Source organism: Streptacidiphilus anmyonensis, assembly GCF_000787855.1.
Lineage (GTDB): Bacteria > Actinomycetota > Actinomycetes > Streptomycetales > Streptomycetaceae > Streptacidiphilus > Streptacidiphilus anmyonensis.
The window spans coordinates 74,905-91,608 of sequence record NZ_BBPQ01000014.1 but is presented as its reverse complement, the minus strand read 5'-3'; the positions used below and the strand labels follow the sequence as shown (position 1 = coordinate 91,608).

Annotated in this window: 17 protein-coding genes and 1 pseudogene; 12 read left to right on the top strand and 6 right to left on the bottom strand. The window is 74.9% G+C overall.

What is annotated here, in order from left to right:
• The 3 genes and pseudogenes from TR50_RS48800 to TR50_RS16115 all read left to right on the top strand — a co-directional run.
• Positions 1–246, top strand: a pseudogene (locus TR50_RS48800) (urease accessory protein UreF); the annotation flags it as partial.
• A 199-nt stretch (positions 247–445) separates the two neighbouring features.
• Entirely contained in the window at positions 446–1,144 is a 699-nt protein-coding gene (gene ureG / locus TR50_RS16120) for an urease accessory protein UreG (protein ID WP_042421207.1), read from the top strand.
• Complete coding sequence (locus tag TR50_RS16115) at positions 1,141–2,190, top strand: urease accessory protein UreD (RefSeq protein WP_369405742.1); 1,050 nt, start codon at positions 1,141–1,143, stop codon at positions 2,188–2,190. Before ureG ends, TR50_RS16115 begins: the two co-directional genes overlap by 4 nt.
• A 27-nt stretch (positions 2,191–2,217) precedes the next feature.
• Here the strand turns inward: TR50_RS16115 and TR50_RS16110 are convergent, their stop codons facing one another.
• Positions 2,218–2,592 carry a hypothetical protein gene (locus TR50_RS16110; protein ID WP_042421204.1) on the bottom strand — a complete coding sequence of 125 codons (375 nt, stop codon included), beginning with the start codon at positions 2,590–2,592 and terminating at the stop codon, positions 2,218–2,220.
• 154 nt (positions 2,593–2,746) lie between these two features.
• On the opposite strand from TR50_RS16110, the gene TR50_RS16105 reads away from it, so the two are divergent.
• Genes TR50_RS16105 through TR50_RS16090 form a run of 4 tightly spaced genes read left to right on the top strand, consistent with a single transcriptional unit; the run spans position 2,747 to position 6,370 of the window.
• A complete protein-coding gene (locus tag TR50_RS16105) occupies positions 2,747–3,709 on the top strand; it encodes an ABC transporter ATP-binding protein (protein ID WP_063775079.1) in 963 nt (320 codons plus the stop codon).
• Positions 3,706–4,479, top strand: coding sequence for an ABC transporter permease (locus TR50_RS16100; protein ID WP_042421201.1), 774 nt, complete (start codon positions 3,706–3,708; stop codon positions 4,477–4,479). The genes TR50_RS16105 and TR50_RS16100 overlap by 4 nt, the downstream gene beginning before the upstream one ends.
• Before the next feature lie 17 nt (positions 4,480–4,496).
• Positions 4,497–5,720 (top strand): sensor histidine kinase, encoded by a 1,224-nt coding sequence (locus tag TR50_RS16095; protein ID WP_052441033.1) that lies wholly within the window; start codon positions 4,497–4,499, stop codon positions 5,718–5,720.
• Positions 5,717–6,370: a response regulator transcription factor gene (locus tag TR50_RS16090; protein ID WP_042421198.1), complete on the top strand. Its 654-nt coding sequence runs from the start codon at positions 5,717–5,719 to the stop codon at positions 6,368–6,370. Before TR50_RS16095 ends, TR50_RS16090 begins: the two co-directional genes overlap by 4 nt.
• Before the next feature lie 73 nt (positions 6,371–6,443).
• Here the strand turns inward: TR50_RS16090 and TR50_RS16085 are convergent, their stop codons facing one another.
• The 3 genes from TR50_RS16085 to TR50_RS16075 all read right to left on the bottom strand — a co-directional run bounded on the left by TR50_RS16085 (position 6,444) and on the right by TR50_RS16075 (position 8,814).
• Complete coding sequence (locus tag TR50_RS16085) at positions 6,444–6,977, bottom strand: DUF6817 domain-containing protein (protein ID WP_042421195.1); 534 nt, start codon at positions 6,975–6,977, stop codon at positions 6,444–6,446.
• Positions 6,978–7,035: 58 nt separating this feature from the next.
• Entirely contained in the window at positions 7,036–8,265 is a 1,230-nt protein-coding gene (locus TR50_RS16080) for a cytochrome P450 family protein (RefSeq protein ID WP_042421192.1), read from the bottom strand.
• Between the two features lie 75 nt (positions 8,266–8,340).
• Entirely contained in the window at positions 8,341–8,814 is a 474-nt protein-coding gene (locus tag TR50_RS16075) for a MarR family winged helix-turn-helix transcriptional regulator (protein ID WP_042421187.1), read from the bottom strand.
• 177 nt (positions 8,815–8,991) lie between these two features.
• Between TR50_RS16075 and TR50_RS16070 the strand changes: the two genes are divergently transcribed.
• From TR50_RS16070 to TR50_RS42570, 3 genes are all read left to right on the top strand, one after another.
• Positions 8,992–10,188: an MFS transporter gene (locus tag TR50_RS16070; RefSeq protein ID WP_042421182.1), complete on the top strand. Its 1,197-nt coding sequence runs from the start codon at positions 8,992–8,994 to the stop codon at positions 10,186–10,188.
• Between the two features lie 24 nt (positions 10,189–10,212).
• Positions 10,213–11,088, top strand: coding sequence for an aldo/keto reductase (locus TR50_RS16065; protein WP_042421179.1), 876 nt, complete (start codon positions 10,213–10,215; stop codon positions 11,086–11,088).
• Between the two features lie 90 nt (positions 11,089–11,178).
• A complete protein-coding gene (locus TR50_RS42570; protein WP_052441032.1) occupies positions 11,179–12,318 on the top strand; it encodes an SMI1/KNR4 family protein in 1,140 nt (379 codons plus the stop codon).
• Positions 12,319–12,366: 48 nt separating this feature from the next.
• Here the strand turns inward: TR50_RS42570 and TR50_RS16055 are convergent, their stop codons facing one another.
• Positions 12,367–13,554 carry a M48 family metallopeptidase gene (locus TR50_RS16055; protein ID WP_042421362.1) on the bottom strand — a complete coding sequence of 396 codons (1,188 nt, stop codon included), beginning with the start codon at positions 13,552–13,554 and terminating at the stop codon, positions 12,367–12,369.
• Between the two features lie 63 nt (positions 13,555–13,617).
• Between TR50_RS16055 and TR50_RS42565 the strand changes: the two genes are divergently transcribed.
• Positions 13,618–14,211: a hypothetical protein gene (locus TR50_RS42565; protein ID WP_052441031.1), complete on the top strand. Its 594-nt coding sequence runs from the start codon at positions 13,618–13,620 to the stop codon at positions 14,209–14,211.
• A gap of 130 nt (positions 14,212–14,341) precedes the next feature.
• Here the strand turns inward: TR50_RS42565 and TR50_RS16050 are convergent, their stop codons facing one another.
• A complete protein-coding gene (locus tag TR50_RS16050) occupies positions 14,342–15,244 on the bottom strand; it encodes a LysR family transcriptional regulator (protein WP_042421176.1) in 903 nt (300 codons plus the stop codon).
• Positions 15,245–15,363: 119 nt separating this feature from the next.
• Between TR50_RS16050 and TR50_RS16045 the strand changes: the two genes are divergently transcribed.
• A complete protein-coding gene (locus tag TR50_RS16045; protein WP_042421163.1) occupies positions 15,364–16,422 on the top strand; it encodes an NADP-dependent oxidoreductase in 1,059 nt (352 codons plus the stop codon).
• Positions 16,423–16,704: the final 282 nt, after the last annotated feature.

The window sequence follows — 16,704 nt, the reverse complement described above, 5'->3', positions numbered from 1 at the left end:
GCCTACGAGACCGTCTCCGGGCCGGTGACGGCCTGCGTCCGGCTGCTCGGACTCGACCCGTTCCAGGCCACGGCGGTCCTGGCCGGCCTCGCGGACGCGGTCGGCACGGTCGCCGGTGACGCCGCCACGTCGGCCGCGGCGGCCGCCCTCGGCGACGTGGACCTCCTGCCGACCCTGGGCGCCCCGCTGCTGGAGGTCTCGGCGGAACACCACGCCTCCTGGCCCGTCCGCCTGTTCGCCTCATGACCCGGTCCCGCCCCGCTCAGGCACCGGCCGCCGTCGAGCGTGTGCGCGGCGCGCACCGACTCCTCGCGCCCGGCGCGGAGCGGGGTCGCCGCCGCCCACGGCACGCGTGCGCGCGGGCCCGGCCCCTCGGACCGCCCCCGAGCCCTGCGCCCGGGTGCACTTCTGGCCACCGTCCACCTCCCACGAGAGCGGAGCGACCATGCACCGTGACCCCGACCTCCCCGCCCACGACCACCACGCCGCGCCTGCCGCCGCGACGCTGCCGGACAGCGGCGTCCGGCGCGCCCTGCGGATCGGCCTCGGAGGGCCGGTGGGCTCCGGCAAGACGGCGACCGTCGCCGCACTGTGCCGGGCGCTGCGCGACGAGTTGTCGCTCGCGGTCGTCACCAACGACATCTACACCACCGAGGACGCCGAGTTCCTGCTGCGCAACGCCGTGCTGCCGCCGTCGCGGATCACCGCGGTGGAGACCGGCTGCTGCCCGCACACCGCGATCCGCGACGACATCAGCGCCAACCTCGAGGCCGTGGAGGAGTTGGAAGCCGCCGTCGGGCCGCTCGACCTGGTCCTCGTCGAGAGCGGCGGCGACAACCTGACGGCGACGTTCAGCCGGGGGCTGGTGGACCACCAGATCTTCGTCATCGACGTCTCCGGCGGCGACAAGATCCCCCGCAAGGGCGGCCCAGGGGTGACCGGCTCCGACCTGCTGGTGGTCAACAAGACCGATCTCGCGCCCCTGGTCGGCGCGGACCTGTCGGTCATGGCCCGCGACGCGGCGGCCCAGCGCGGCGCGCTGCCGGTGCTGTTCTGCTCGCTGGTCGCCCCGGACGGGGTGGCGCCGGTCGCCGCCTGGGTCCGCGACCGCCTGGCAGACTGGCGCCTCGGCCCGGCCGCGTGAGCGCGAACGCAGGCGGCGGCGCGACCGGCGAGAGCCGCGTGAGCGACAGCCGCCACGCGAGGGAGCGCACCGACGGTGGCAGCAACGTCAGCCGCCTGGACGCGAGCGCCAGCGGCGTGCGCGCGAGGCCCGACAACGGCGGGACCGTCGGAGGCAGCGTGGGCGACAACCGCATGGACGCGAGCGGGAGGGGCACGACCGGCGGAAGCAGGGCGAGTGCGAGCAGCGGCAGCAACGGCGTCAGCAGCGTGCGCGCGAACCGCGGAAGCGGCGGAAGCGGCCGGCGCGGCGTGAGTCGTGTGAGTGCGGTCGCCCGGGTCCGCGCCGAGGTGGACGGGCGCGGGGGGACCGTCCTGCGGGAGCTGGTCGGAGACGGCCCGCTCGCGCTGCGCCGCAGCCGGCATCCGGACGAGGAGGGCGCGGCGCATGTCGTGCTCGTCGGCGCGATGGCAGCGCCGCTCGGCGGGGACCGGTTGCGGGTCGAGGTCGTGGTGGAGCCCGGGGCGCGGCTGCTGGTCACCAGCGCCGCCGCGACCGTGAGCCTGCCGGGGCGGGAGCCCGCGCCCGCGCACTACGAGCTGGACCTGACCGTGGGCGAGGACGCCGAGCTGGACTGGCGGCCCGAGCCGGTCATCGCGGCGGCCGGGAGCGAGCTGCGTCTGTGGACCCGCGTCCACCTCGCCCCCGGCGCGCTGCTGCATCTGCGTGAGGAGCAGGTCCTCGGTCGGCACGAGGAGCCGCCTGGGCGCCTCACCTCGCGCCTGACGGTCCGCCAGGACGAACGCCTCGTGCTGGACCAGTCGACGGACGTGGGCACCGGCGCGCCGCCCGGCTGGGACGGCCCGGCCGTCCTCGGCGGCCGTCGCGGGCTGGCGCAGGTGCTGACGACCCGACCCTGCTCGGCCGCGACCGCCCCGGCGTCCGACGCGGCGGCGTTCCCCGTGGGCGAGGGTCTGACGCTGCTCACCGTCGTCGCCGACGTCCCGGCCCTGCGGGCGGCCGTGACGGCCGCCTTGGCGTGCGCGTCCCCGCCCCCGGAGTCGTGACGGGACAGCGCACGACGCCGGTCCCGCTCAGTGCTCGCGGAAGCCGCCGAGGAAGCGGCGGAAGAGGCCGCCCTCGCGGGGCAGCGGCGCGGCGGGCGGCGGAGCGGTGGGGCGCTCGGTGGCGATGGGCTGGTCGTAGTCGGCGCGGGCGATCGCGTCGATCGTCTGGTCGAGGTCGAACTCCTCCGAGCCCGCGATGGCGGGCACGAAGCCGACCAGCATGCCGTCCCGCATGACCTGCGCCTCAAGGCTGATCGTGTCGTCGGTGTCCCACAGGGCCTCCCGGCCGTCGGGCAGGACCACGCGGACGCCGATCTGGTAGACGCCCTCGCGGGCCAGGTGGGCGTTGACGCCGCGCTCCCGCAGCGCGTCCACGACTCGAAGCGCTCGGTTCTCTTCCATGGGCCCACCATAACGGGACACATCAGCTGCTCTCCTCAGAAAAGCCTGAAAATCCCGGGCGTAGCCCGCCTACGTCCCCGGGAGTAGGCCCGGGGTGCGGCAACGCATCCGCTGTCCGACGCGGCGCGGGGGCCCGGCGGCGCACGATCGGGCCATGGAGAAAGCGATCGCCCTGGACGGGGCCACCAAACGTTTCGGCGAACTGACCGCCGTCGACGGCCTGAGCCTGGAGATCGGGCGCGGCGCGACCGTCGCGCTGCTCGGTGCGAACGGCGCCGGGAAGACCACCACCGTGGCGATGCTGATGGGTCTGCTCGAGCCCGACGCCGGGCGGGTCACCGTCGCCGGGCGCGCGCCGCGCCAGGCCGTCGTGGAGGGCAGGATCGCGGCGATGCTGCAGGACAGCGGCCTGATGCCGGGCGTCACCGCGGCGGAGCTGGTCGGGCTCGGGCGGCGGATGTATCCCGCGCCGCTGCCGGTGGAGGAGGCGCTCGAACTGGCCGGGCTGCGCGACCAGGCCCGGCGGCGGGTGGACCGGATGTCCGGCGGACAGGTGCAGCGCCTGAAGTTCGCGCTGGTCGCCGTCGCCGGGGCGGACACGATGCTGCTGGACGAGCCGACCCGGGCCCTGGACGTGCAGGGCCGGCGCGAGTTCTGGTCGGCGATGCGCAACTGCGCGGCGGCCGGCCGGACCATCGTCTTCGCCACCCACTACCTCGACGAGGTGGAGGAGAACGCCGAACGGGTCGTCGTCCTGGCCCGCGGCCGCGTCGTCGCCGACGGCCCGCCCGCGCGGATCCGGGAGGCGGGCGGCCGGGCCGTGGTGCGTTTCCGCCTCCCGGCAGGGCAGGCGCTGCCGACGCTGCCGGGAGAGGTCGCGCGCGAGCACGGCTGGGCCACCGTCCGTTCCGCGACGCCCGACGAGGTCGTCCGCCGCCTCGTCGCTTCCGGTGTCGACTGGAGCGACCTGCGGGTCTCCCCGCCGAGCCTGGACGACTCCTTCCTCGCCCTGACCGGCTCCCCGACCACGACCGGGACCGCGCCCCAGACCACTCCCGGGACCGCGGCCCCGGTACCGACCCCCACGACCGCCCCCGAGGAGGCGCAGGTCCGATGACGTTCCACCTCTTCCGCCTCGAATGCCTGCGGATGCTGCGCGACCCGCGCTACCTCGCTCTCGGCGTCGTCGCCCCGATCGGGTTCTACCTGCTGTTCGCGACCATCTTCGGCGGCAGCCCCACCCAGCCGGGCGAGCTCAAGGGCACCGTGGAGATCATGGTCGCGATGGCCGCCTACGGCGCGATCTGGGGCGCGCTGTCCGCGACCGGCCCGCGGCTCGCGCACGAGCGCAGCAGCGGCTGGCTGGAGCAGCTGCGGTCGATGCCGGTGACGGTGCGTCAACTGCTGGTCGCGAAGCTGGCCGCCGGGCTCGCGGTCGCGCTGCCCGCGCTCGTCCTGGTCTGCCTCACCGCGGTGGCCGCGAAGGACGTGCGGCTCGCGGCGTGGCAGTGGGCGGCGCTCGTGCCCGCGATGTGGCTGGGCACGCTGCCGTTCGCGCTGCTCGGGGTCGTGGTCGGGTTGCTGGTCGGCCCGGAGGCGGCGTTCCCGCTGAGCTACGGCGTCTACATGGCCGCGTCGGCCCTCGGCGGGCTGTGGGTGCCGCCGGCCCGGCTCTCCGCGCCGCTTCAGGACGTCGCGCACACCCTGCCGACCTACCGGCTGGCCGACCTCGGCTGGCGCGTCGCCGCCGGGCACGCGCCCACCTGGGCGGACGTCGTGGTGTTGGCGGCCTGGAGCGCGGGCTTCGCGGCGCTGGCCGTCCTCGCGCAGGGCAGGCGGCCGGGGCGGGCCCGGACCGGCGCGGCCTCTGCCGCGACCGCCGGATGATTGCCTACGCTGCCACCGTGGTCAACGCCTGGCTGGTCAATGCTCGCAGGGGGCTGTTCGCGACCGACCCGTCCGCCGCGCCGAGCGCGGCGGACGGGCTCGTCGTCGGCCCCCTCGCGGCCTTCGCCTGCTTCGGCGTCTGGGCGGAGCTGCACTACGCCACCCGCCCCTCCCCCTGGCCGCCCGGCGCGTACCTGCTGGTCGTGGCGGCCGCCGTGCCGCTGCTGTGGCGCAGGCGGCGCCCGCTCCTGACGGCCGTGCTGTGCCTGGCCGCCGTCACGACCTACCACCTGGCCGGGTACCCGGGCCTCGCACCCGCCGTCCTGGCCTTCCTCGCCTGCGCGGCCCTGGGCCTCCACTGCGAGCGGCACGGCTTGCTGTACGGGTTGCTGGCCATGGCCGTGCTGTGGGCGGTGCCGGCGCTGCCGCCGCACTCGCTGCCCCTCTACGCGCTCGACGTGTCGATGCCCGCGCTCTCCTTCGGCGCCACCGCGGTGTTGGCCCACTCGGCGCGCCGCCGCCGGCTCGAACACGACGCGCGACTGCGGGAGGAGGCCGCCGCCTCCGAGGAGCGGCTCGGCCGCCGCCTGGCCGAGGAGCGCCTGCGGATCGCCCGGGAGCTGCACGACGTGGTGGCGCACACCATCTCGGTGGTGGCCGTCCAGAGCAACGTCGCCCTCGACGCGCTGGCGGCCGCACCGCCGGACACGGACGACGCCCGCGAGGCGATGCTGCTGGTGCGCGGGGCGGCGCGCCAGGCGCTGCCGGAGCTGCGTGCCGCCCTCGACCTGCTGCGCGGCCGGGCGGTCGAGGTCGCGGACGGCCGCCCGCAGCCGGGCCTCGGTCAACTCGCGGAACTCGCCGACCAGTTCCGCGAGAGCGGGCTCGACGTCGAGCTGCGGCTGCCGGAGGGGGCGCAGGCGCTGTCGCCGCTCGTGCAGCTCACCGTCTACCGGATCGTCCAGGAGGCGCTGACCAACACCCTTCGCCACGCCCGCGCCGGGCGGGCGATCGTCACGCTGACCCGTACCCGGGAGGGTGAGGCGCTGGTGCTGCGCGTTGCCGACGACGGCACGGGAGGCGCTGCCCCGACCGGCTCTGGAGGCCCTGAACACACCGGGGGTTTCGGACTGCTGGGCATGCGGGAGCGGGCGGAGTCGCTCGGCGGGCGCGTGCACGCGGGCCCGCAGCCGGACGGCGGCTGGCTGGTCCAGGCCGAACTACCGTGGGAGAGCTCGTGATCCGCGTTCTGATCGCCGACGACCAGGCCCTGGTCCGGGCCGGCTTCCACTCGCTGCTGGACCGCGCGGACGACATCGAGGTCGTCGGCGAGGCGGTCGACGGCCTCGACGCCGTCGCCCAGACCGCCCGGCTGCGCCCGGACGTGGTCCTGATGGACGTGCGGATGCCGCTGCTGGACGGCATCGCCGCGACCGAACGCATCGCCGCCGACCCCTCGTCGGCGGCGACCCGCGTCATCGTGGTGACCACCTTCGAGCTGGACGAGTACATCCACCGCGCCCTGCGCGCGGGCGCCAGCGGCTTCCTCCTGAAGGACCTCGACCCGGACGAACTCCGCCGCGCCGTCCGCGTGGTGGCCGCGGGCGAGGCTCTGCTCGCCCCGAGCGTCACCCGCCGCCTGATCGGCGCGTTCACCCGGCGCGGCGCCGCCCTCCCGCCCGAACTCGCCGCCGCCGGCGCGACCTTGACCGAGCGCGAACGCGAGGTCGTCGCCCTGGTCGGCCGGGGCCTCAGCAACGAGGAGATCGCCGCCTCACTCGTCATCTCCCCGGCCACGGCCAAGACCCACGTCTCCCACGCGATGACCAAGCTCGGCGCCCGCGACCGCGCCCAACTCGTGGTCTTCGCCTACGAGACGGGGCTGGTGTGAGAGTCCGGGCCGCGGGGCCGCCGGGCCGTCCGGCCGGACGACCGTCGGGGGCGTCTTCGGCGCGGCCTGCGCGTCAGGCCAGCACCTCGCGGCAGTGCTCCCAGGCGGGCCCGGAGAGCAGCGGCCGCCAGCGGGTGAACAGTTCGAACAACGCGGGGCCGAAACGGTCGCGCAGCTCCGGGCTGACGGCGGCGATGTCCAGCTCGTTGGCCGCCGTCAGTTCGGCGAAGTCGCGGCGGAGCCCCACCGCCGGGCGCGAGACGAGTCCGGTGAAGCGGTCGGTGAACTCGGCGTCGTCCTGGGCGAGGGAGGGATAGGAGGCCTTGCGGTCGCACGAGGCGTAGAAGTGCACCAGCGCCTCGGCCTCCGGCCCGACGGCCCGCACCAGTTCGGCGCGCCGCGCCAACGGCAGCAGCGCGTGGGGGAACCCGTCGGTGCCGTAGAAGGCGTGGCACAGCCCGGCGGACACCAGCCCCGGGCGGGCGCCCCAGGCCGCGAGCAGGCCGCTGACGCGTTCGAGATGGGCCAGCAGCGTGCCGCCGGGGTGGTCCATCGTCTCCGCGCCCGCCGACCGGAGCATGGCCAGGGCTTGCTCGGTCTCGGTCATCGCGTGGCCTCCTTCAGTTCCTCGAACCGGCTTCTCGAACCGGCTTCCCGACGCCGGTTCAGTACGAGACCGGCAACGCCACCAGACCACGTGCCCGCATCGAGGGCCGCCAACGCAGCTCCGGCTCCGGGACGGCGAGGGCGAGGCGCGGGAGGCGGGTCAGCAGGGCGTCGAGGGCGATCTCGGTCTCGACGCGGGCCAGCGGCGCGCCGAGGCAGTAGTGGATGCCGTGGCCCAGGGCGAGTTGGCCCGCCGTGGCGCGGTCGAGGTCGAGGCGGTCCGGGTCGGGGAAGCGCTCGGGGTCGCGGTTGGCGGAGGCGATCGAGAGCAGCACCGTCTCCCCCGCCGGAACGGTGACGTCGCCGAAGTCGACGTCCTCGAGCGGGAAGCGCCGGATCGCGAGGGGCGCGGGCGTGTCGAACCGCATCAGCTCGTCGACGGCGGCCGGCAGCAGGCTCCGGTCGGCGCGCAGGGCCGCCAACTGCCCGGGGTGGGTGAGCAGCGCCAGCACGGCGTTGCCGATGAGCTGGACGGTGTTCTCGTACCCGGCGAAAAGGATCAGGAACGCGAGCGAGAGCAGCTCGTCCTCGCTCAGGCGCTGCCCTTCGTCGCGGGCCGCGATCATGGCGGAGAGCAGGTCGTCGCCCGGCTGCGCGCGCTTGCCCGCGATCAGCGCGGTCAGGTAGGCGAACATGCTGCCGACGGCGGCCTTCGCCAGCTCCGGCCGGGACGGGTCGGGGGCGACGAGGGCGTCGGTCCAGCTGCGGAAGTCGAGTCGTTCGGCCGCCGGCACGCCGAGCAGGTCGCAGATCACCACGATGGGGAGCGGGGCGGCGTAGGCGGCGACGAGATCGACGGACCCGGGGCCCTCGGCCGGGAACGCGTCGAGCAGGGCGTCGGCGGTGCGGCGGATCGGGTCGCGGAGCCGCTCGACGCGCTGCGGGGTGAACGCCTGGGAGACCAGACGCCGGATGCGGGTGTGGTCCGGCGGGTCCATGTTGAGCAGGTTCGCGTCCAGCGCGGCCGGGAGCCGCATGCCCGCGTAGTTGCCGGGCAGGGCGTGCCGCTTGTCGAGCGACAGCCGCGGGTCGGCCAGCCCGCGCCGCACGTCCTCGTACCGGGTGACCAGCCACGCGGGCCGCCCGTCGGTTCCGGTGACCCGGTGCGCCGGGCCCTGCTCCCGCAGCCCGGCGTAGGCGGCGTGCGGGTCGACGACCAACCGCGCGGCGAGGTCTGAGGCTTCGTCGGTGCGGGACGGCGAGGGCCCGGCAGGGGTGTGGGATGCCATGCGCCGAGCCTAGCGATCTTCCGGCGCGTCCCACCGCGCCCTACCGCGCCCCGCCTTACCGCGCCCGACCGAGTGCTACCGCGCCGGAACGGCTCCGGGGTTCGGCATCCCTTCGACCGCCTTGACGAGGGGGGCCAGTTCGGGGTTCTTGGCGGCCTGGTCGAGCGCCTCCCGCAGTGCGGCGTCGTTGGTCGGCCGCGCCTCCTGAAGGAGCCTCAGACCGGCCTCGCTGACGTCGGTGTAGATGCCGCGCCGATCGGTGGGGCACAGGTAGCGGGCCAGCAGGCCGCGGTCCTCCAGGCGGGTGACCAGCCGGGTGGTGGCACTCTGGCTGAGCACGACCGCGTCGGCCACCTGCTTCATCTGCAGATGCCCGCCCACACCGTCGTGCTGGCGGCTGAGCACGTCGAGCAGCGCGTACTCGCGCACGCTCAGCTCGTGACCGGACTGGAGGGCCCGCTCGACGTGCGCCTCGATCCTGCCGTGCAGGACCGACAGGGCGGCCCAGCCGTTGGCGAGGGCGGTCAGCGCGGGGTCCGTGGCGGTCATCGGCCTGTGTCTCCTTCCGGGACTGCTCCCTTCGGCTTCAAGGATAGGCCATGGACGGAAATACCCGCCAGGGCATATAGAGAGCTTGTGCAAGAGCACGCGTTTGCAGATATCCAGCGTATGCAACTATTGTCGAAGCCTGTAAGACGCACAAGCAATCGCACGAAGGGTCGCGTCATGCCTCTCGCGCTCCTCGCCCTGGCCATCGGGGCCTTCGGGATCGGCACCACCGAATTCGGGGTCATGGGCCTGCTCCCGCAGATCGCCGGCTCCTACGGCGTCTCCATCCCCACAGCGGGCCTGCTGGTCACCGGCTACGCGCTCGGCGTCGTCCTGGGCGCGCCGCTGATGACCGTGCTCGGCACCAGGACCAGCCGCAAGACCATGCTGATGCTGCTCATGGGCCTGTTCACCGTCGGCAACCTGCTCTCCGCGCTGGCGCCGACCTTCCCGCTGATGCTGGCCGGCCGCATCGTCACCTCGCTCGCCCACGGCGCGTTCTTCGGCATCGGCGCGGTCGTCGCGGCCGACCTGGTCGCCCCGTCGAAGAAGGCCGGGGCCATCGCCACCATGTTCACCGGACTGACCGTCGCCAACATCGTGGGCGTCCCGCTCGGCACCTTCGTCGGACAGGCGGTCGGCTGGCGGACCACCTTCGGCGCGGTGGCCGCGCTGGGCGTCGTCGGCCTGCTCGGGATCGCCAGGCTCGTCCCGGCCCTGCCCCGCCCCGAGGGCGCGCACCTGCGCCGCGAACTGGCGGCCTTCCGCAACACCCAGGTCGTCCTGGCCATGGCGATGACGGTGCTCGGTTTCGGCGGCGTGTTCGCCGCGATCACCTACATCGCACCGATGATGACCCACGTCGCCGGCTACTCCGACGGCGCGGTCACCGGGCTGCTGGTGCTGTTCGGCATCGGCATGTTCCTCGGCAACCTCCTCGGCGGCCGCTACGCCGACCGCAGGCTCATGGCGATGCTGTGCACCACCCTCGGCGGCCTCGCCGTCGTCCTGGCGCTGTTCACCGTGACCGCCCACAGCAAGGTCCTCGCCGCGGCGACCGTCCTGCTGATCGGCGCGCTCGGCTTCGCGACCGTCCCGCCGCTGCAGAAGCGCGTCCTGGACCAGGCGCACGGCGCGCCCACCCTCGCCTCCGCGGTGAACATCGGCGCGTTCAACCTCGGCAACGCGCTCGCGGCCTGGCTCGGCGGTCTCGTCATCACCGCGGGCCTCGGCTACACCGCGCCCAACTGGGTCGGCGCGGGCCTCGCGGCCGCCGCCCTCGTCCTCGCCCTCTGGTCCGCCGCCCTCGAACGGCGCGGCACGCGCCTCGCGGAGCACCGCCGCTCTGCGGCACCGACCCACTCACCCGCCTGACCCGACTCGCACGACCGGAGCACCATGAACACCACCAGCGTCCCCGCCGACCCGACCGTCCCCGCCGTCCCCGCCGTCCCCGCCGTTCCGACCGTGAGGCTCAACAACGGCGTCGAGATGCCCCAGCTCGGCTTCGGCGTCTTCCAGATCACCGACGACGAGACCACCGCCGCCGTCACCGCCGCGCTGGCGGCCGGCTACCGCAGCATCGACACCGCGGCGGTCTACGGCAACGAGGCCGGCGTCGGCCGGGCCCTCGCCGCCTCCGGGCTCCCGCGCGAGGAACTGTTCGTCACCACCAAGCTGTGGAACGCCGACCAGGGGTACGACTCCACGCTGCGCGCCTTCGACGCCAGCCTCGCCAAGCTGGGCCTGGACCACGTCGACCTCTACCTGATCCACTGGCCCACCCCGGCCCGCGACCTCTACCCGGACTCCTGGCGCGCCATCGAGCGGCTCACCCGGGAGGGCCGCGTCCGTGCGGCGGGGGTCTCCAACTTCCAGCCCGCCCACCTGCGACGGTTGATCGACGAGAGCGGCGTCGTCCCTGCCGTCAACCAGGTCGAACTGCACCCCGGCCTGCAGCAGGCCGCGCTGCGCGCCTTCCACGCCGCGCACGGCATCGCCACCGAGGCGTGGAGCCCCCTGGCCCAGGGCGCCGTCCTCGACGACCCGGCGATCACCGCGATCGCCGCCCGCACCGGCAGGTCCCCGGCCCAGGTGGTGCTGCGCTGGCACCTCCAGCTGGGCAACATCGTCATCCCCAAGTCGGTCACCCCGTCCCGGATCCGCCAGAACCTCGCCGTCCTCGACTTCGAGCTGACGACTGCGGACATGGCCGCCGTCACCACCTCGGACCGCGCCCTGCGCACCGGCCCGCACCCGGACACCTTCCACTGACCCGGACCGACCGACCCGGACGCTCCCCCGTCGGACGACCGCCGTACAGTGTGGCCCGCCCGCGCGCTCATACGGCCCTGGAGGACGACCGTGCACCCCGACGTGGAACGACTCGTGGCGCTCCTGCCGCCCGGCCCGGACGCCGGGGACCGGTTCGACTGGCGGGCCGTCGAGAGGGATCTCGGCTGCCGCCTTCCGGCCGACTTCCGTGATCTCGTCACCGTCTACGGAGTCGGCGCGGTCGACGGGCGGGTGATGCTGCTGCCGCCGACGAACACGGCGCACGAGTCGGGGATCCCGTCAGTGGGTCAGATGACGCCGAGCGCGGAGAAGACCGCCTGGCTCGACCACACGAAGTCCACCTATCCGCTGTGGCCGGCACCCGGCTCCCTGCTGTGCGGGTTGCGCATGGTGGACGGCAACGGAGACCTGTGGGGCGCGGTCTACTGGCACACCACGGGCCCCGACCCCGACCGGTGGCCCGTGATCGTGTGGGAGCGCCACCACCCCTTCGTCGAGTTCGACCTGAACATGACCGGCCTCCTTCTGACGTGGCTCACCGAGGCCGCGGGCGTGGACTTCGACCGGCGGATGGTCTTCGGCGCCCCGCACTCGCGGTTCGTCCACTGGCGCGCCGAGCGCGCGATGCGCGAGCGCGGCGTCGATCCCTGGGAGTACCTGGAGCCGCTGTACCTCGAGGCCAACGAGGAGTGGGAGGAACGGAACCTGGTCGGGGCCGCTCCTGCGGGCGGCCCCGGCTACGAGAGCGGACCGGAGCCCCCGGCCGCCGGGTTCGAGATCCCGCAGCTCGCCGTCCTCGGCATCACCGCGGCGGGGAGCGGAGACCTGCTCATCACGGCCTCCGTCGCCCTTGGCAGCGGCGCGGCGGGGCAGATGACGCTGACGCCACCGCTCGGCCCGTTCGGACCCGTGGTGGAGGTCAGCGGCCCGGAAGGGCTCCTCGCGGTGGCCTTCGGGGCCGACGTCACCGCGCCCGCACCGGGCGCGCCGCTTCTTGTCTCGGCCGCCGAGCCGTTGGTGTTCGAGACACGGGTGCCGGCGAGCGCCGTCCTGGTGGACGCGACCTGGCCGGAGCTGCTCGGCCGGTTCCGCAGCGGAACGAGTCTGAAGATCGTCGTGCAGGACCCTGCCATCGCCGCCCTGCGGGCGGCCCCTGGGGGAACGTCAGAGGCGGACGACGTCGTGGCCGGCTGGTGGCCTCCGCGGTGACGGGCCGCCGCCGGCGGCCCGTGGTCCGGGCGCTTCGCCGCGCCCGACTCACCGGCCGCCGGCGGCGGTGGAGAGTCGCGGCGGGTCGGGCAGGCCGTGGGTGCGGGCCCAGGCACGGGCCTGGGCGACGCGGGCCACGGTGGGCGGGTGGCTGGCGAACAGCGCCACGGAGAGCGGGTGCGGCGCGAGGTCCGCGATGTTGAGGACCGCGAGGCGGCGCTGCATCGCGACGACCGTCTCCGGGGCGCGCGTCAGGTCGAGCGCGTAGGCGTCGGCCCGGGCCTCGACCTGGCGGCTGCGCACGTTGTAGACGGGGCCGGCCAGTGCGCCGCCGACCGTCCCGAGGGCCATCACCAGCGCGAGCGAGCGCGGGTCCGAGGCGTGGGCGACCCCGGCGGCGTCCAGCAGCGGCTGCCAGTGCAGCGCGGCCGCGAGCACGCACACCGCGGCGGCGGCGCCGAGCGCGCCCGCCAGGGTGCCGTACAGGACGTCACGCCGTGCGGCGTGGCCGAGTTCGTGGGCGGCGACGGCGGCGACCTCCTCCGGGGCCGCCTGCTCGACGGTGGTGTCCCAGACCACCACCCGCCGGGTGCGGCCGATGCCGGAGACGTAGGCGTTGACCGCGCTGGTGCGCTTCGACGCGTCGCTGACCAGGATGTCCCGCACCCGCACCCCCGACGCCTCGACCATGGCCGTCAGCGCGCCGCGCAGCGCGCCCTCCGGCAGCGGGGTGAAGCGGTTGAACAGCGGCTCGACCAGCACGGGCAGCAGGAACGACATGGCGACCACCAGCCCGGCCGCCCCCACCGCCGCGAGCACCCACCACGTGTCCGGCAGCCACCGCATCACCCCGTACAGCGCCACGGCCACGCCCGCGAACAGCGCCGCGCCGATCCCGAACCCCTTCGCCGCGTCGGCGGCGAACAGCCGCCACGTCCGGCGCGACAACCCCCAACGCCGGTTCACGACCTCCGCCCGCAGCGACAGCGGCAGTTCGAGCAGCAGCATCACCAGTTGCAACGCGACCGCGCCCAGCGCGGCGGTCGCGACCCAGCCCCCGCCCCCGATCCGCCCCGCCGCACGCACCAGCCCGGCGCCCAGCGGGGTGAATCCGAGGACGAGCGGCACGACGAGCCCCAGCAGCATCGACCCGTACCGCAGCGGCACGACCTCGCGCTTGCGGGCGCGCGAACGCGCGATCTCTGCGGGGGTGAAGTCGTCCTCGAGAGCCGGCATGGGACCTAGTGTGGGGGAAACCGGGAGTCGACGAACCGCACTCACGCACGCGAGGGAGCCGTCATGGACCTGCACAACCCCGCGCCCGTCACCGTGGACCAGGTGGTGCACGCCTTGTCGGTGCTGGGCCAGGAGGTCGTCGCGGACCCGGAGTACCGGCCCGACGGCCCGACCGAGGACGACCTGCCGGAGCTGCTGGGCGGCCTGCTCGGCCGCGTCGAGTTCGAGGTGGCCACGGTCGTCGACCCGTCCGACGAGCCCCCGAGCGCCCTGTCCGACCTCCAGGGGGGCTGGCGCACCGAGAGCGACAACCCGGAGGTGTACCGGGCGGTCCTGGTCAACCGTCTCCAGCGCACCGCGTTCGACATCAGCGCGGCGCTCGGCGAGGACACCGCGGACGAGGTCGGGGACCTCGGTGACGTGGAGCTGGACGCCGACGAGGAGGACGAGGCCGGCCCGCCGGGCGTGGCCGGCGCGGCCGCGTGCGCGCTGGGCGCCGCGGACCTGCTGGCCGCGCAGGCCGCGGTCGACCAGGGCCGCGCCCGCCAAGCCGTCCGCGCCCTCGACTCCGTCGAAGGCTTCCTCGCCCAGGCGCTGCTCACCGTCCACCTCCTCCGACTCCAACTGCGCGCGGAGGAGGAGCACGAGGACGACTGAAGCGGCTGCCGGTTTCGCGCAGCGGCCGAGCCGTCCGTGGAATCGGGGACGGGCTCAGCGGGCTGGCCAAGGCCGCGGAGCCCGCGCGGGATAGGAGAGCCCCGCCGGTCCCACCGCCAGGGAGGGCGGGTCAGGCGGCGACCGGCAGCAGGCCGGAGACGAGGGGCGCGGAGCGCAGGGCGCGGATGAGGGCGCGGACGGCGCCGGTGCGGGCGAGGTCCGGGGTGGTGACGTAGCCGACCTGACGGGTCGGCGGTTCGGGGCCCAGGTCGGTGCGGGAGACCTGGGCGGGGAGGTCGACGAGGGACAGCCAGGGCATGATGGACATCCCGAGCCCCTGGGCGACCAGCGAGAGCGCGAAGACGTCGTCCTCGGCGGAGAGGCTGGAGCAGGGGATCCAGTCCTGGGCGTGCCACCAGTCGCGGGTGTAGGAGCCGCAGTTCTCGACCCAGTCCACCAGCGGCAGCTCCCTGGGGTCGGCCGCGCCCGCCGGATGGACCAGCGCGTAGGGCTCGCGGAACAGCGGGGTGGCGACCAGGCCCGGCAGGGGCGGCGCGGTGGCGTCCAGGGTCGCGATGGCGAGGTCCGCGCGGCCGTCGGCGACCTCGCCCGCCGTGCCGCGGCCGAGCTCACGGACGATCACCACCCGCGGCTCCAGGCCCGGGTGCCGCTGCCGCAGGCCCTGGAGCACGGTGGGGAGCAGCTGGGTGGCGGCGCTGCGGAACGCGGCGATCCGTAGCGGGCCGGTGATCTCCTCGGTGCCGCGCGCCGTCGCGCGGACCTCGGCGGCGAGGGTGTCGAGCATCCGCAGCACCCGCCGGGCGTGGGCGACGGCGCGCTCCCCCGCCGGGGTCGGCGTCGCGCCGAGGCGTCCGCGCTCGAAGAGGACCGCGCCGAGCTTGCGCTCCACCGTGCGGACGGTGTGCGAGACCGCGGACTGGGTGGTCCCGAGGCGCTCGGCCGCGCCGGTGAAGCTGCGCGCGGCGGCCACGGCCACCAGGACGCGCAGCTCCTGGGGAAGGAGATCGGCCATGGGCGCAGCCTAGCGGCCGAAGGCCGACACTCGGTTCCATGAGGACGGTTCATGGACCACCGGGTTCCATCAGCGGCGACCGGTACCGGGCCGGTTCCGCGCTGCCTAGGTTCGAGGGCATGTCGATCACCGCGAAGAACACCGTCAACGCCCCGAGCGCCACCGCGACCGCCTCGCCCGTCAACCGGCTCGTCCACCAGGTCGCCCGCCCGCGCGGCGCGGCCCGCGCCGAGGACTTCGCCTTCGTCTCGGAGCCGCTGCCCCGCGTCGTCGCCGGGACGGCGCTGGTGGAGAACCTCTACCTGTCCGTCGACCCCTACATGCGGGAGATGATGGACGACGGGTGGGCCCTGCACGCCCCGCTCGAGGGGCGGTCCGTGGGTCGGGTCGTCGAGTCGGGCACGCCGGAGCTGGCGGTCGGGGACCTGGTGTTCCACCGTCACGCGTGGCGGACCCACGCGTTGGTGCGGCCCGAGGAGGCGCGGTTGCTGCCGCGTTACGAGGGCGTGCCGCTGACCGCGCATCTCGGCATCCTGGGCGGGACCGGTCTGAGCGCCTGGGTCGGGCTCACCCGGGTCGCCCGGCTCCAGCCGGGCGAGGACCTGTTCGTCTCGGCCGCCGCGGGGGGCGTCGGCACGGCGGCGGGCCGGCTGGCGCGGCATCTGGGCGCGCGGCGGATCGTGGGAAGCACCGGCTCGCCGGAGAAGGCGCGGCGGCTGACCGAGGAGCTGGGCTTCGACGCCGCCTTCGACTACCACCAGGGCCAGGTCGCGGACCTGCTGGCGAAGGCGGCTCCGGACGGGGTGGACGTCGCGTTCGAGAACGTCGGCGGCGACCACCTGGAGGGCGCCATCGCCGCGTTGCGCCCGCACGGGCGGATCGCCTGGTGCGGGGCCGTGGCCCAGTACGACCGCGCGGACCAGCCGCCCGCCGCGCCCCGGAACCTGTACGACGTGGTCGGCAAGGGCCTGCGACTGGAGGGCTTCCTGGTCCGCGAGCACCTGGACGCCCGCTCGGAGCTGGAGGACTTCGCGGTACCGCTGCTGCGGTCCGGCGCGCTGGTGTCGACCGAGACGGTGGTCGACGGTTTCGACCGGATCGTCGAGGGCTTCCTCGGCATGATGCACGGCGCGAACACGGGCAAGACGATCGTGCGGGTGGTCCCGGAGGCGGCGTGACGCCAGAGCGGCCTAGTGTAGGGGTATAGCCGTGTTTCTGCCGTTTCGGGCCTTGGTCGCAGGACCCGAGAGCTCAGGAGGGCCGATGGCCCCAAGACTGCTGGTGCACTGCCGGAGCGACCGGCTCGACCGGCTCGACCGGACAGGCACGCCGATCGGGTGCGACACCGGCCACCGCCGCGCGTCCAGCGTCGACTGAGGCGGGCGGCCACGGCATGCGACACGTGGACGGGCGGGCGTCCGCAGGCTCGGCCCCCGGCCGAACAGCCAAGCGCCGCCGAC

What these genes read in the sequence shown, in the direction of transcription:
- TR50_RS42565 (WP_052441031.1), top strand. Translation starts at nt 13,618, where the DNA reads ATGGACCTGCACAACCCCGCGCCCGTCACCGTGGACCAGGTGGTGCAC.
- TR50_RS16050 (WP_042421176.1), bottom strand. Translation starts at nt 15,244, where the DNA reads ATGGCCGATCTCCTTCCCCAGGAGCTGCGCGTCCTGGTGGCCGTGGCC.
- TR50_RS16110 (WP_042421204.1), bottom strand. Translation starts at nt 2,592, where the DNA reads ATGGAAGAGAACCGAGCGCTTCGAGTCGTGGACGCGCTGCGGGAGCGC.
- ureG (WP_042421207.1), top strand. Translation starts at nt 446, where the DNA reads ATGCACCGTGACCCCGACCTCCCCGCCCACGACCACCACGCCGCGCCT.
- TR50_RS16070 (WP_042421182.1), top strand. Translation starts at nt 8,992, where the DNA reads ATGCCTCTCGCGCTCCTCGCCCTGGCCATCGGGGCCTTCGGGATCGGC.
- TR50_RS16045 (WP_042421163.1), top strand. Translation starts at nt 15,364, where the DNA reads ATGTCGATCACCGCGAAGAACACCGTCAACGCCCCGAGCGCCACCGCG.
- TR50_RS16065 (WP_042421179.1), top strand. Translation starts at nt 10,213, where the DNA reads ATGAACACCACCAGCGTCCCCGCCGACCCGACCGTCCCCGCCGTCCCC.
- TR50_RS16075 (WP_042421187.1), bottom strand. Translation starts at nt 8,814, where the DNA reads ATGACCGCCACGGACCCCGCGCTGACCGCCCTCGCCAACGGCTGGGCC.
- TR50_RS16080 (WP_042421192.1), bottom strand. Translation starts at nt 8,265, where the DNA reads ATGGCATCCCACACCCCTGCCGGGCCCTCGCCGTCCCGCACCGACGAA.
- TR50_RS16055 (WP_042421362.1), bottom strand. Translation starts at nt 13,554, where the DNA reads ATGCCGGCTCTCGAGGACGACTTCACCCCCGCAGAGATCGCGCGTTCG.
- TR50_RS16105 (WP_063775079.1), top strand. Translation starts at nt 2,747, where the DNA reads ATGGAGAAAGCGATCGCCCTGGACGGGGCCACCAAACGTTTCGGCGAA.
- TR50_RS16085 (WP_042421195.1), bottom strand. Translation starts at nt 6,977, where the DNA reads ATGACCGAGACCGAGCAAGCCCTGGCCATGCTCCGGTCGGCGGGCGCG.
- TR50_RS16100 (WP_042421201.1), top strand. Translation starts at nt 3,706, where the DNA reads ATGACGTTCCACCTCTTCCGCCTCGAATGCCTGCGGATGCTGCGCGAC.